The sequence below is a fragment of the Mesorhizobium sp. B1-1-1 genome (assembly GCF_006442955.1).
Lineage (GTDB): Bacteria > Pseudomonadota > Alphaproteobacteria > Rhizobiales > Rhizobiaceae > Mesorhizobium.
The window spans coordinates 53,763-67,408 of record NZ_VFWW01000016.1 but is presented as its reverse complement, the minus strand read 5'-3'; the positions used below and the strand labels follow the sequence as shown (position 1 = coordinate 67,408).

Below are 13,646 nucleotides of genomic sequence, written 5' to 3'. Positions count from 1 at the left end.
CACCACCGATGGGGTTACGCTTTATCTTCATGCTTACGCGCAATGACCGCACGGTTCCGGACGCGTCGCAGCAACTTCAAACCGCGCTCAGCTTTGGCGTGCGGCACATCGGGTTCAAAGACATCGGCGTGCCGATCGAGCAGCTGAAAGGCCTCAATGCAGCCATCAGGACGGGCGGTGCAACTTCCTATCTGGAAGTCGTGTCACTGGACCGCGAAAGCGAAATTGCTTCGGCAAAGGCAGCTGCCGCAATCGGCGTTGACGTTCTTCTTGGTGGCACGCGGGTCGACGATGTGCTGCCGATCCTCAGGGACACCGGCATCCAGTACTTCCCGTTTCCGGGTCGGATTGCCGGTCATCCGAGCGTGCTTGAAGGCGCCATCGACGAAATTGTCGAAAGTGCCAAGACGATTGCAGGGCGCGATGGAGTGCATGGCCTGGACCTGCTGGCATACCGTTCGGCGCAGAACGTGCCCGAGTTGATGAAGGCTGTCTGCGCTGCGGTCACCAAGCCTGTCTACATTGCAGGTTCGATCGACACCCCTGAACGAATCGCAGTCGTCCAAAGCGCAGGCGCAGCTGGTTTTACGATTGGGACTGCGGCTTTGGATGGCAAGTACCCGGCCAATGGGAATGACCTACCAAGCCAACTCACCGCGATCATTCGCGACGTCGCTGCCCTGAACAAGCACCTTTCGCCAATTCACAAGAAGAATTTGTCAATTGAGTTTGCCGGGCTGCACGCGCCTTGGGAGCCTAAAGTCGAGGTGCATGTCAACAACATGCAAATCCAGGTCGCCCTGTTCAAGGGAAGCTCTAACTGGTCATTTCGGCAGCACGACGATCAGCTGTTCTTCGTTCACCGGGGACGCCTGCTCATGAAATTTCGTGACCGTGAAGAGATCATCGAACCCGGAGAGTTCATCGTCGTTCCATATGGCGTTGAGCACAGTGCGGTGGCCTTGGGCGAGGAAGGATGTGAAGTGTTGCTGGCAACGTCAACCGCTCTACCCTGCTACCCACCCGCGGGAACTGATCTCGCACACTCTGAGCGATCCCAGTTGACTGCTTAGCACGACGGAACCGACTGCTAGGTTTCAGTGAAATCATGACGCAAGGCGCAAGAGCAATCATGACCGTGGCTATAGTGCTGCATCGCGCCGACGGCGCACCCGTTGCAAGCTCTTTCCGCAGGGCAGCGTTCGGCAAGGACGACCCCTTGGTGGGGCATCGCGAAATCGCCTGGGAAGGACCGGACTCGATGATCGTGGGCCGAACCAGCTTTATTGGTGAGCTCGAAGTCGCAAGCTTCCCCCACATCGAAACCATCGTCGTGGTGGAAGGAGAGCTGATCCCCACGGCGACCGGGACGGCCCGCTGGTGCTCGGGCCGCAAGCGGGCGTTGTCATCGGATGTGGCACCGCGCTTCGGATCCAGAGCGGATCAGGCGTGCGGTTTTCGTTCTGCGCAGCCGCTTGCGACAAACCGACGAAGCCCGGCCTTGTCCAACTGTTCGCCGACGCCGACATCAAGCCGTCTGCTTCGCTACCGGCCGAGGCCTTGCTTGGCCCGGCCCCGCAATGCCGCAGCGACAACGTCTTCTCCAGCGACGGCGCGGATTGCCATGCGGGCACGTGGGATTCGACCCCATAGGCCGCTTACGCAATCGACGCCCCTTCACACGAGATGGCTTTGAGGCTTCAGCCTACCTCCCCTCTGTGAGGTGGGACGCCAGCGAGCTTTTCACGCAATAATTTGCATGTCCTAAGGCTCACTAACCGCAGGATATTCCGTCCAGGCACACAACTCCGCAGCCTGTCTATTCTCGGCGCGGGTTAGAATGCTTCAGAGTAACCGGAGTCCCGTAGATGCCCGCGCCGCTAATGCACATCGAGTGCAGCCCTTCCCTGCCCCGCGAGGCGGACGTCGTCGTGATCGGCGGCGGCGTCGTGGGCGTGTTCACGGCGTATTATCTCGCACGCCGCGGCTTCAGCGTCGCCCTGGTCGAGAAAGGGCGGGTGGCCGCCGAGCAGTCCAGTCGAAACTGGGGCTGGTGCCGCCAGCAGAACCGTGATGCGCGCGAGCTGCCGATGGCGACCAAGAGCCTCGATCTCTGGGAGAAGGTGGCACAGGAGACTGGCGAGAACACTGGATTTCGCCGGTGCGGGCTCCTCTATCTCTCACAAGACGAAAATGAGCTGGCGGGCTGGGCGAAGTGGCGTGACTTCGCCGGGACAGTGGGCGTTACGACGCATGTGCTGAGCGCGGAGGAAGCCACCGAGAAGGGCAAGGTGACCGGACGCAAGTGGAAGGGCGGCGTTTTCTCACCGACTGACGGAACGGCGGATCCGTCCAAGGCAGTGCCGGTTGCCGCCCGCGGTATCATGGCGGCCGGCGGTACCGTCCATCAGCATTGCGCGGCGCGCGGGCTGGAGTTGAGCGCTGGCAGGGTCAGTGGCGTCGTTACGGAAGCGGGAACCATCCGTACGAAGACCGCGGTCATGTCCGGAGGCGCGTGGGCTTCCTCCTTCTGCAACCAGCTTGGTATGCGCTTCCCGCAAGCTGCCGTGCGTCAATCCATTCTAGCCGTGGCGCCAGGCGCAAGCGGCCTGCCCGATGCCCTGCATACAGCGAGCGTCTCGCTGACGCGGCGCAGCAACGGTGGATACACGCTGGCTATCAGCGGGCGGGCTCGCGTCGATCCAACGCCGCAGCAGTTCAGGTTCAGCCGCGAGTTTATCCCGATGTTCGCCCGCCGCTGGCGCAATCTCGCCCCGGGCGCCTTCGAGGGCTGGCGCCAAGGCCATGAAAGCCTGCGCAAATGGGGCCTTGACGATATTACGCCAATGGAACGGAACCGGATTCTCGACCCGAAGCCCGACATGGGACAGATTCGACTGACATATCGAAGAGCCTGTGAATTGATCCCCGAACTCCAGCGCGTCGCAATCTCCGATGCCTGGGCGGGCTATATCGACAGTACACCCGACGGCATTCCCGCGATCGGTGAAGTGGAGGGGATTCCGGGCTTCATCCTGGCGGCGGGATTCAGTGGTCACGGCTTCGGCATTGGCCCCGGCGCGGGGCATATGATCGCCGACATCATTACAGGCAGCGAGCCTATTGTCGACCCGCGTCCTTATAGGCCCGAACGCCTGAAGACCGCTGCGTGGGGCAAGGTCGCTGAATTCTGAGAAGATCAACTTACAGGTAACAATCGGTCGCACACGAGATTAAGGCTGCGAGCAGCCGTGCTGAAAACAGGGAAGTGACGATGCGCGAATACGAGATTGCCGCCATTCCTGCCGACGGGATCGGCCCGGAGGTGATCGCCGCCGGTCTCCAGGCGCTTGAGGCGCTGCAGCAGCGCTGCGGCGACTTCAAGCTGCGCGTCCAGCACTTCGACTGGGGCTCGGACTACTACAAGGCCAATGGCCGGATGATGCCCGAAGATGGAGTGGCGCAACTGAAGCGCTTCGATGCCATCTTCTTTGGTGCGGTCGGCGCTCCCGATGTGCCCGACGACATCACGCTTTGGGGTCTCCGGCTGCCGATCTGCCAAGGCTTTGATCAATACGCGAATGTGCGGCCGACCAGGATATTGCCGGGCATCGTTTCGCCGCTGGCGGGCGTTGGCCCCGGCGATCTGGATTGGGTGATCGTGCGGGAGAATTCGGAGGGTGAGTATTCCGGCCATGGCGGCCGTGCCCACCGCGGCCTCCCAGAGGAGGTCGGAACCGAAGTCGCGATCTTCACGCGCGTCGGGGTCACGCGCATCATGCGCTATGCATTCCGGCTGGCGCGGTCACGGCCGCGAAAGCTCCTGACTGTGGTTACGAAATCCAACGCGCAGCGTCACGGCATGGTAATGTGGGATGAAATCGCAGCCGAGGTGGCGCAAGAGTTCCCAGACGTCTCGTGGGACAAGATGCTGGTTGATGCTATGACGGTGCGTATGACACTCAAACCTCGCAGCCTCGATACGATCGTCGCCACCAATCTTCACGCCGACATTTTGTCGGACCTTGCGGGCGCGCTGGCGGGCAGTCTCGGCGTTGCACCGACCGCCAACATTGATCCCGAGCGGCGCTACCCCTCGATGTTCGAGCCAATTCACGGATCGGCCTTCGACATCGCCGGCAAAGGTATTGCCAACCCGGTCGCCACCTTCTGGACCGCTGCCCAGATGCTCGAACATCTGGGCGAAAGCGCAGCCTCCGTCCGGTTGATGAGCGCAGTGGAAACAGTGACCAGTGAGGGCGTGCTGACGCCGGACGTGGGTGGCACAGCGACCACGCAGGACGTGACGGACGCCGTCTGCCGGACGATCCGCAGTTCGAACGTGTGACAGGTTTGCGATGAAGCTCGACAAGATCGACATCAAGATCTTATCCCAACTGCAAAAGAACGGGCGGGTCACCAACGTCGAGCTTGCCGACCTGGTCAACCTCTCGCCGAGCCCTTGCCTGATGCGGGTGAAAAAGCTTCAGGCGGAAGGCTTCATTACCGGCTATTCCGCCCAGATCGATGTGTCCAAGCTCGGACAGACTCTAACGATCTTCACCGAGGTCACGCTCAAGCACCATCAACAAAACGACTTCGCGAGGTTTCTCACAGCCGTTCAGAAAGTGGATTCCGTCATCGAATGCCATCTGATTTCGGGCGGGTATGATTATCTTGTGAAGTTCGTCACAGCGGGCATAAGCGAGTATCAGACGATCATGGAGCGCATGCTCGAACTGGATATCGGGATCGACAAATATTTCAGCTTCGTCGTGCTGAAGTCACCGATCGTAAAATCCCATTTGCCTCTCGATGTCATTTTCGACAAATGAAAAGCCGCTCCGCGGTCTGAACACCTGGAGCGCGCGCCGGTGTTTTCTTCTGCTGAGGTCCCATAGCTGCAACTTGCTTGGCACCTGGCGGAATGCGGCACCACCCTGAGGGTTTGCTTCGTCCCCGCTCGGCGTCTGCCGCCTGGACGGGGGAGCTCCGGCGATGGCGAGGATCAGCCCTTCATCGCCGCCCGCACATCCTTGTCTTCGAGGGTTTGATCCAGCGTCATCCGGGTGCGTTCCAGGATACCATCGATTTCGTCGTCCGTGCAGCAGAGCGGTGGTGCAAAGCCGAGAATGCCGCTGTTGAAGGCGCGAATGACAAGGCCATTCTCCCAAGCGCGGTCGAAGATGCGGCGTCCCGGATCTGCCGCCGCCGGCAGCGGCGTTTTGCGCGCCTTGTCGGTCACCAGTTCGACCGCGGCCAGCATGCCGCGACCGCGAATATCGCCAACCAGCGGGTGATCGGCGAGCGAGCGGAGGCCCTTCATCAGGCGCCTCCCGGCCTTCCGGCCGTTCTCGAGCAAGCCATCTTCATAGAGACGCAGGCATTCCAGCCCGACCGCCGCGCTCACCGGATGGGCTGAGTAGGTATAGCCGTGGCCGACAGCCGTTTTGCCGGCCCCGTCCGCGATCGTATTGTAAACATGGTCGGTCATGAAGACGGCGCCCATCGGCACGTAGCCCGACGTCAGTCCTTTTGCCGTGGTCATCAAATCCGGCACGACCTCGTCTTCCTCACATGCGAACAGGGGCCCGGTGCGGCCGAAGGCGGTGATGACTTCGTCGGCAACGAACAAGACGTCGTGTTCTTTGCACACGGCGTGCAGTGCCTTCAGCCAGCCTGCCGGTGGAACCAGGACACCGCCCGAACCCTGGATGGGTTCGGCGTAGAAGGCCGCGACGCGATCAGCACCCAGTTCGGCGATCTTGTCCCGCAGTGCCGCGACCGATGCGTTGATGATCGCCTGCGGGTCGGAACCGACCGGATTGCGATAGGCGTAGTGCGAAGGTATCTTGTGCTGCCAGTCGTAAGGCACGCCGAAGCCAGCATGGAAAGCCGGAAGCGCGGTCAGACCTGCGCCAACCGTAGAGGATCCATGGTAGCCATACTCGACCGAGATAAACTGGTCTTTTCGCGGCGTCCCCTTGGCATGGTAGTAATAGCGAACGAAACGGATCGTGCTGTCAATCGCGTCGGAACCGCCCAGCGTGAAATAGACATAGTTCAGATCGCCAGGCGCCAGTTCGGCAAGGCGCGCTGCGAGACGAATGGCGGGCTCAGATCCTAGCCCGAAATATCCTGTCGCATAAGGAAGCTCTCTTAGCTGCTTCGCCGCTGCTTCGACGACGCTTTCTTGCCCGTATCCGATGTTGACACACCAGAGACCCGCGAACCCGTCCAGCAAGGTTTTCCCGCTTGCCTCGGTCACCGTTGCGCCCTTGGCGGATTTGAGCACCCGCACGCCCGTCTCTTCATGGCTCCGATAGCTTGAAAATGGGTGAACCAGATGTGCACGATCGAGTTCGATCAATGAGTTGGCCAGCATTTCTTCCTCCGATTCAGCCTAGCGCCTGACTAACGAGCGCATAAGTTTGGTGTGACCTGATTTCGACCTTCGGCTCGTCTGCGGTTCGTCGCATCGTGATGCCACCGCCGACGTGGGCCAGCCCGCGACGGGTGAGCCACTCGCCGAGAGCCGTGGATTCGTCGGTGTCGATACGGACAAACTCGCCCGCACTGTCGGCCAGCAGGAAGTCGATCAGGCATCTCGCTTCGTGAAGCTTCCTCCCCACCACCGGCCCAATCACCAGCCCTCGGCCAAACCGACGAACTGCGGCAAACGCCTGAACATTGCCTTCATCGCGAACGACGGCGAACTTCGCGCGCTCGCGCAACGAGCGCATGAGCGCCGACCGGTCATGACCAAACGCCGCGCGATCCAGAGCAACAAGGCGCGCGTGGTCGCCGTCCTTGCCCCATGACACATGTGCCGGTGCGTCTACAGACGGCGCCAGGCCCTGGTGTTGCACGATCTTGCCGGTCGCGACGAATCCCAGCTTCTCGTAGAGCGCGAGCCCTTCCTGCGTCGCCACCAAATAGCAGGTGCGCCCGCCTGCCTTGGCAAGCGCCTCCTCCATCAGCTTGCGACCGAGCCCGCGACCACGCATTGCGGCATCGACAATGACCATGTTGACGGTGGCGGCATCGTCGCCATAGGGCGTCATCAAGATCGTCCCCACCACGCGTCCTTCCTCCTGGACAACGACGCCTTGGCTGAGCGATTGCATCAGTTCCCAGTCTTCACGACGGTGCGGCCATTCAACATGACGTGACAATTCGAGAGCATCCCTCAGATGCGCGAATGTCATCGTTTCCAGCGTAATTTGCTGCGTGGTCATGGTTCAGTCCGGGCCTGAATTCTCTGAGCTCAAGGTAGGCTGCCGCAGACAGCAGTTCCTTCCGACCAGGAGCTGAGCGATAGGTGTTTTGACTTTCCTTTGCCGCCGGCGCCGCATGTTATGCGGACGGACAGCGGGCCGATCGCGCTCCCCTCGCAGACCGAAACGGTCTCGGGCGCAACTCTCTGCCAAGGCTCTACCGCGATACGAAACAATCTGCTTCGGGGCGCATCGAATGCGGCGACTCGTCTTGTTCGGCTCTCATTATGATCCTCGCTGTTAAAGGCACGCAGTGCCGAAAGATTGGAAGGATCGACGCCCATGACCCAGTTCAGACCGAAATACATCACTTTCGACTGCTATGGCACGCTGACCAACTTCGACATGGCCGGCGCGGCGCGACGCGTTTATGGCGCGCGACTATCCGCAACCGTGACGGCGCAGTTCATCAAGGACTTCTCGGCCTATCGTCTCGATGAGGTTCTTGGCGCCTGGAAGCCTTATAGCGAGGTCGTGCACAATTCCGTGGAGCGCGCCTGCAAGCGCAACAATGTGACGTTCCGGCCTGAGGACGCCCAGCGCATCTATGCGGAAATACCGACATGGGGTCCGCACCCGGATGTACCGGCGGGGCTGGCCAAGGTCGCCAAGGAGATTCCGCTGGTGATCCTGTCGAACTCCATGAAGAGCCTGATCATGTCGAACGTGGAGAAACTCGGCGCACCTTTCCACATGGTCATCACGGCCGAGGAGACCGGCGCCTACAAGCCGCATATGAAGGGCTTCGAGCACATGTTCGACAAGCTCGGCTGCGGCCCGGAAGACATTACGCATGTGTCGTCCTCGTTCCGCTACGATCTCATGACCGCCTATGATCTTGGCATCAAGAGCAAGGTCTGGGTGAATCGCGGCCACGAGCCCGCGAACCCCTTCTACGAATACACCGAGATCAAGGACATCGGCGGTCTGGCCGGCGCCGTCGGGCTGGAGCCCGTTCGTGAATTCGCCTGAACGTCTGTTGCCAGTGCAGTCGCCAAGCTGCGGCGCTCCCCACCTCGTTAATGATCACCGGTCGCAATACGGAGAAAGGGGCGGTTTTCACCGCCCCTTTCTTGTTGTTCCAACACTTTGGAAGCTGCAGGTGTTTCCACCTACTTCCTAGTTAAGCCCGCCAACATGAAGGGTCTTGACCTCGAGATATTCCTCGATGCCAAGCTGCGATCCTTCGCGGCCCACTCCTGACTGCTTGACACCGCCGAAAGGCGCAACCTCGGTCGAGATGAGGCCGGTGTTGAGCCCGACCATGCCGAACTCCAGCGCCTCGGCCACACGCCACGAGCGCTTGAGGTTCTCCGTATAGAAATAGGCAGCAAGGCCAAATGGCGTACCGTTCGCGATCGCGATAGCCTCTTCCTCCGTCTCGAAGCGAAAAAGCGGCGCCACCGGGCCGAACGTCTCTTCCGATGCCAGCAGCATATCGGTCGTAGCCTGTCCCAGCACGACGGGCCGTGCATATTGCTTGCCGTCCGGCACCGTCTCGCTCTGGGCGATGATCCGTGCGCCTTTCGCCTGTGCATCCGCGATGTGACGCTCGATCTTGTCGATCGCGGCCGAATTGATCATCGGGCCGATCTCAGTGCCGTCATCGGTCCCTGCGCCAACCTTCATTCGCGATACGCGCTGGCTCAGCTTTTCTGCGAAAGCCTCGTAAACGCCCGCCTGCACGAGAATCCGGTTCGCGCAAACGCAGGTTTGACCCCCATTGCGGAACTTGGATGCGATCACCCCCTCGACTGCGTTGCCCAGATCGGCGTCGTCAAACACGATAAAGGGCGCGTTGCCGCCGAGCTCGAGGCTGAGCCGCTTGATGCTATCGGCCGCGCCACGCATGAGCAGCGCTCCTACGCGGGTCGAGCCGGTGAACGAGATCTTGCGCACCGTCTCGTTGGCCATCAGTTCGTTGCCGATTTCGGTGGGCATGCCGGTGACAATGTTGATCACCCCGGCCGGAATACCTGCCCGTTCCGCCAGAACGCCGAGCGCCAGCGCCGAGAATGGCGTGAATTCCGACGGCTTAATGACAACCGTACAACCCGCGGCCAGCGCCGGCGCCACCTTGCGCGTGATCATCGCGTTGGGGAAATTCCATGGCGTGACGATGGCACAGACGCCGACGGCCTCCTTCAGCACCAGAATGCGGCGGTCGGGCGTTGGCGACGGAATGGTCGAGCCACCGATCCGGCGTGCTTCTTCGGCGAACCATTTCACGAAGGAGGCGCCATAGCGGATTTCACCGCGTGCCTCCGCCAGAGGCTTGCCCTGTTCCAGCGTCAGCAGCAACGCCAGGTCCTCTTCATTTTCCCGTATCAGGCTGTGCCAGCGTTCCAGAAGCGCTCCGCGTTCGGCATGGGTCCTGGCTTTCCAGTCCTTGAACGCTGCCTGCGCTGCATCTATTGCAGCCCTTGTCTCATCCCGGCCCATGTCGGGTACGGTTCCAAGCACTTCCAAACTGGCCGGATCGATCACATCGACAGTCGCGTTGCTGTGCGCATGCTGCCAGACATCGCCAATGAGTCCCCGCTGGCGAAACAGGTCCGCATCCTTCAGGAAACCAATCTTCGTTATTGCGTTCATGGTTCTTTTCCTCTGCTCTTTCAGCTTAATCCGGCCAGCACGGCCTGCGTGATTGCTTCAGTCCTGTCCTTGCCTGCAATCGTGCCTATCCCGCGTGCGGTTGCGGACTCGATTGCCGACATCACTTCGGCTGCCGCCTGCCGCTCGCCCAGATGCCCGAGCATCATGGCGCCGGACCAGATCGCGGCGATCGGATTGGCGATACCGAGATTTGCGATATCGGGTGCCGAACCATGGACCGGCTCGAACATCGAAGGCGCGCTGCGATCGGGATTGATATTGGCGGAGGCGGCGTAACCCAGCCCGCCCTGAATGGCCGCTCCAATATCCGTGAGGATGTCGCCAAAAAGGTTGGAGGCGACGATCACGTCGAGGCTTTCAGGCGCCAGCACCATGCGGGCGGCAATGGCGTCGACGTGGTATTGCGAGACCTCCACATCGGCGTAGTCCTTCGCCACCTCGCGCGTGACCTCATCCCAGAAAACCATGGAATGTCTCTGCGCGTTGGATTTGGTGACGGATGCAAGCTGTTTGCGGCGCGTCCGCGCCTGTTCGAATCCGAAGCGAAGGATCCGTTCGACACCCGCACGCGTGAAGATTGCCGTCTCGATCGCGACCTCATTGGCCGTGCCGGTATGAATGCGCCCACCGGCGCCGCAATATTCGCCTTCCGTGTTCTCGCGGATGCACAGGATATCGAAACCATCACGGCGAAGGGGTCCCCGAACGCCTGGCAACAGCCTGTGCGGCCGTATGTTGGCATACTGCGTGAATCCTTTGCGGATCGGCAGGAGCAGTCCGTGAAGCGATACGGAGTCGGCCACCTTCGCTGGCCACCCCACGGCGCCGAGGTAGATCGCATCGAATTTCTGTAGGATCTCGACGCCGTCTGGGGGCATCATCGCACCGGTTTCCAGGTAGTAGGCGCACGACCATGGGAACCTTGTATTCTCAAGGGCGAAACCGCCTCGCTTTGCCGCAGCCTGCAGCACGTCCCATCCCGCCTCGGTCACCTCCTTGCCGATGCCGTCGCCTGGGATGTGCGCTATCGTGTAAGCCTTCATTGAGGTCCTCCTGGAGACCGACGGGCACCGAAGGTCGCAGCTTGCTCAACATTGCAGCGACATTCGGCATCTCGTACCTGGTTTCATCAGAACAATAGTCGACAGCGCGCCGCATTTTTCGCCGAGAATGAGCCGCCCGACCGCGTCGAATCGCGTCGGGCGGAATCTGGAAAGTCGATTGTTCTGGAACCGCCGCGCGCGCTATTCGGCCGGACCTTGAGCGTTGAGCTCAGTCGTAAACGCTGACGTAGATCTTGCGCACGGTTTCGATCGTGCGCCAGACGCCGACAAAGCCGGGCTTCATCACGAAACTGTCTCCGGTACGGTAAGTCTTGGTCTCACCGCCCTTCTCCTCGATCTCGACGAGACCCGAAACGATGTGGCAGAACTCGCAGGTAGTGCCCTTGATCGAATGCGTCTCGCCGGGCGTCGCCTCCCAGACGCCGGTCAGGACCTTTTCGCCTTTCGAGGCATCCTGCGCCCACGTCTTGAAGGATGGATTGCCCGAAATGAGCCGCTCTGGAGTTGGCAATGCCTCCTTCGGCGCGAAGGCTGGATCTGTGTCGATCGTGATCAGAAGTGACATGTCATGTTTCCCTGTTAGTAGCCGAGTGTCCGATCGACGAGGCCGATCAGTTCTTCCCCGGCGCGGTGGCGCCGGATATTGTCCACGACGGATTGCGCCGCGGAATCTGCTTGCGTTACGGAAGCGATGTGCGGCGTGATCATCACCTTCGGGTGCCGCCAGAGCGGATGGCCGTCCGGCAGCGGCTCGGGATCGGTGACATCGAGCATTGCGGCATCAAGGTGCCCGCTATCGAGAGCCTGAAGCAGGGCGGTTTGGTCTAACTGCGGCCCGCGGCCGACATGCAGCAGCCTCGCCCCGGCAGGCAGCCGGGAGAAGAGGGCCGCATCGAGGATGCCACGGGTTTCTTCCGTCAGCGGCAGCAGGCAAACGAGAATGTCCGTGCGCGCGAGGAAACCGGCAAGCTGATCCGCTCCATAAAAGCAGGTGACGCCGTCGATCTCCTTCCTGCTTCGGCTCCAGGCAGCGAGGGGAAAGCGAAACGGCAGCAATCGCTCGATAGCCGCCTGCGCCAGCATGCCGAGGCCGAGAAAGCCCACGCGGCGCTCGGCGGCTTGCGGAGCGGCAAGACCGAGCCACGCTTGGCGCTTCTGCTGTTCACGATACGCCACCATATCCCGGTGGAGACTCAGCACGCCGAGAACGACATATTCCTGCATCATGCGAATGATGCCGTCCTCGACCATGCGCACCAGCTTCACCTGCTGAGGCAGGCTCTCACGCTTGAACTGGTCGACGCCGGCGCCAAGCGAAAACAGCACTTCGAGATTGCGATAGCGCGCGATGTCATCTGGTGCCGTCCAAGTCAGGAGGTAGCGCACCTTCTCCGGGTCGACACATTCGCTGCTGTGGAACAATTCGACGTCCGGGAGCTCGCGTGCGAAAACCTTGCGGAAGACCGCTGCGCGCACCGGGTCGGAATTGAAAAGAAAAGCCATGAAACCGCCCTCTCCGGCTATGCGGCTAGGCGCGTGCCGAGACGCTCGATCATGCTCCGGCAGGCAACAAGTTCGCCGATCTCGATATATTCGTTGGCACGATGAGCCCGGCTGATATCGCCGGGACCGCAGATGATCGCGTCGATGCCGGCCTGCTGATAGAGGCCAGCCTCCGTGCCGTAACTTACCGCAGGCAGCGGCTCTTGCCCCGTCAACTCGGCCAGAAGGGTTGTCAGTTCACTCTTCTGCGGGAGCGAAAGACCGGGATACGCGCTCAACTCATGCCACGCCACGTCAAAGCCGCTGTCACGGAGAGCGATTAGCTGGGCCTTTACCGGCTCAAGCAATGATGATGGGGAAACACCCGGCACGGCACGGAGCTCGATATCGGCGGTGCAGCGATCAGGGATGATGTTGACGGCTTGGCCGCCAGCGATGACACCAACCTGCAATGACGAGTATGGAGGCGCGAAATCCGTGTCGAACGGCCCATCCGCAAGGGTCTGACCATAGGCCACGATCTGCGTGACGAGACCTGACATTGCATGCACGGCATTCAGTCCCAGCTCGGGCCGTGAAGAATGACCGGACCTGCCTATCACCTCGAGCCGCGCGGCCGCCTTGCCTTTGTGCCCCCGCACGGCTTCCATTCGGCTCGGCTCACCGATAATCGCGCCAAGCGGCTTCTCGCACAGGCTTGGCAGGGCGGCGATGAGATGCGGCACACCACGGGCACCCGCCTCCTCGTCATAGGAGAATGCGAGATGAATGGGCCGCTGCAAGTTCGTCGCCGCAAGCCGCGGCAGCGCAGCCAGCACGCAGGCAAGAAAGCCCTTCATGTCGGAGGTGCCTCGGCCATGAAGCCTGGCACCATCTTGGCGCAGAACAAAGGGATCCGAGTTCCATTCCCGCTCACCGGCCGGCACGACATCCAGGTGGCCCGACAAGATGTAGCCGCGGGCACGCCGCGGCCCGATCGTGACAAACAGGTTGGACCGGTCGCCTTCGGGGCCGCAAAGGACGGTCGTTTCTGCTCCGGCCGCCTCGCAATATTCACGCACCCAGTCGACGATCGCGCCGTTGGGCGAGCCCACGACCGAGGGGAACGCGATCAGCGTCGCTAGAATTTCTTCGACATTCACCGGGCGCCGCTCCACTCGCAGTTCGCTGGATGCGACAAGTGTGG

At 61.2% G+C, this 13,646-nt stretch carries 12 protein-coding genes; 5 read left to right on the top strand and 7 right to left on the bottom strand.

What is annotated here, in order from left to right:
• Positions 1–8: 8 nt before the first annotated feature.
• The 4 genes from FJ986_RS27465 (at position 9) to FJ986_RS27445 (ending at position 4,835) form a co-directional block, all read left to right on the top strand.
• Positions 9–1,073, top strand: coding sequence for a cupin domain-containing protein (locus FJ986_RS27465; protein ID WP_140499543.1), 1,065 nt, complete (start codon positions 9–11; stop codon positions 1,071–1,073).
• Between the two features lie 795 nt (positions 1,074–1,868).
• Positions 1,869–3,194, top strand: a complete 1,326-nt coding sequence (locus tag FJ986_RS27455) for an FAD-binding oxidoreductase (protein WP_140555434.1) — start codon at positions 1,869–1,871, stop codon at positions 3,192–3,194.
• 80 nt (positions 3,195–3,274) lie between these two features.
• Positions 3,275–4,348: a tartrate dehydrogenase gene (locus FJ986_RS27450; RefSeq protein WP_140523338.1), complete on the top strand. Its 1,074-nt coding sequence runs from the start codon at positions 3,275–3,277 to the stop codon at positions 4,346–4,348.
• 10 nt (positions 4,349–4,358) lie between these two features.
• On the top strand, positions 4,359–4,835 hold the full coding sequence (locus FJ986_RS27445; RefSeq protein ID WP_140499549.1) for an Lrp/AsnC family transcriptional regulator: 477 nt from the start codon (positions 4,359–4,361) through the stop codon (positions 4,833–4,835).
• Positions 4,836–5,008: 173 nt separating this feature from the next.
• On the opposite strand, the gene FJ986_RS27440 is transcribed toward FJ986_RS27445, so the two are convergent.
• Positions 5,009–6,385 (bottom strand): aspartate aminotransferase family protein, encoded by a 1,377-nt coding sequence (locus FJ986_RS27440; RefSeq protein ID WP_140523335.1) that lies wholly within the window; start codon positions 6,383–6,385, stop codon positions 5,009–5,011.
• 13 nt (positions 6,386–6,398) lie between these two features.
• A complete protein-coding gene (locus tag FJ986_RS27435) occupies positions 6,399–7,238 on the bottom strand; it encodes a GNAT family N-acetyltransferase (RefSeq protein ID WP_140523333.1) in 840 nt (279 codons plus the stop codon).
• Between the two features lie 321 nt (positions 7,239–7,559).
• Between FJ986_RS27435 and FJ986_RS27430 the strand changes: the two genes are divergently transcribed.
• Complete coding sequence (locus tag FJ986_RS27430; protein WP_140523330.1) at positions 7,560–8,249, top strand: haloacid dehalogenase type II; 690 nt, start codon at positions 7,560–7,562, stop codon at positions 8,247–8,249.
• 147 nt (positions 8,250–8,396) lie between these two features.
• Here the strand turns inward: FJ986_RS27430 and FJ986_RS27425 are convergent, their stop codons facing one another.
• From FJ986_RS27425 to argE, 5 genes are all read right to left on the bottom strand, one after another.
• Positions 8,397–9,872, bottom strand: coding sequence for an NAD-dependent succinate-semialdehyde dehydrogenase (locus FJ986_RS27425; RefSeq protein WP_140523327.1), 1,476 nt, complete (start codon positions 9,870–9,872; stop codon positions 8,397–8,399).
• A gap of 20 nt (positions 9,873–9,892) precedes the next feature.
• Positions 9,893–10,936, bottom strand: coding sequence for a tartrate dehydrogenase (locus FJ986_RS27420; protein ID WP_140523325.1), 1,044 nt, complete (start codon positions 10,934–10,936; stop codon positions 9,893–9,895).
• A 229-nt stretch (positions 10,937–11,165) separates the two neighbouring features.
• The gene (locus FJ986_RS27415; protein WP_140523322.1) at positions 11,166–11,522 is read right to left on the bottom strand and encodes a cupin domain-containing protein; all 357 of its coding nucleotides are present in this window, start codon (positions 11,520–11,522) and stop codon (positions 11,166–11,168) included.
• A gap of 14 nt (positions 11,523–11,536) precedes the next feature.
• On the bottom strand, positions 11,537–12,460 hold the full coding sequence (locus tag FJ986_RS27410) for a glyoxylate/hydroxypyruvate reductase A (protein WP_140523319.1): 924 nt from the start codon (positions 12,458–12,460) through the stop codon (positions 11,537–11,539).
• A 17-nt stretch (positions 12,461–12,477) separates the two neighbouring features.
• Entirely contained in the window at positions 12,478–13,602 is a 1,125-nt protein-coding gene (gene argE, locus FJ986_RS27405) for an acetylornithine deacetylase (RefSeq protein ID WP_140523316.1), read from the bottom strand.
• Positions 13,603–13,646 lie beyond the last annotated feature (44 nt).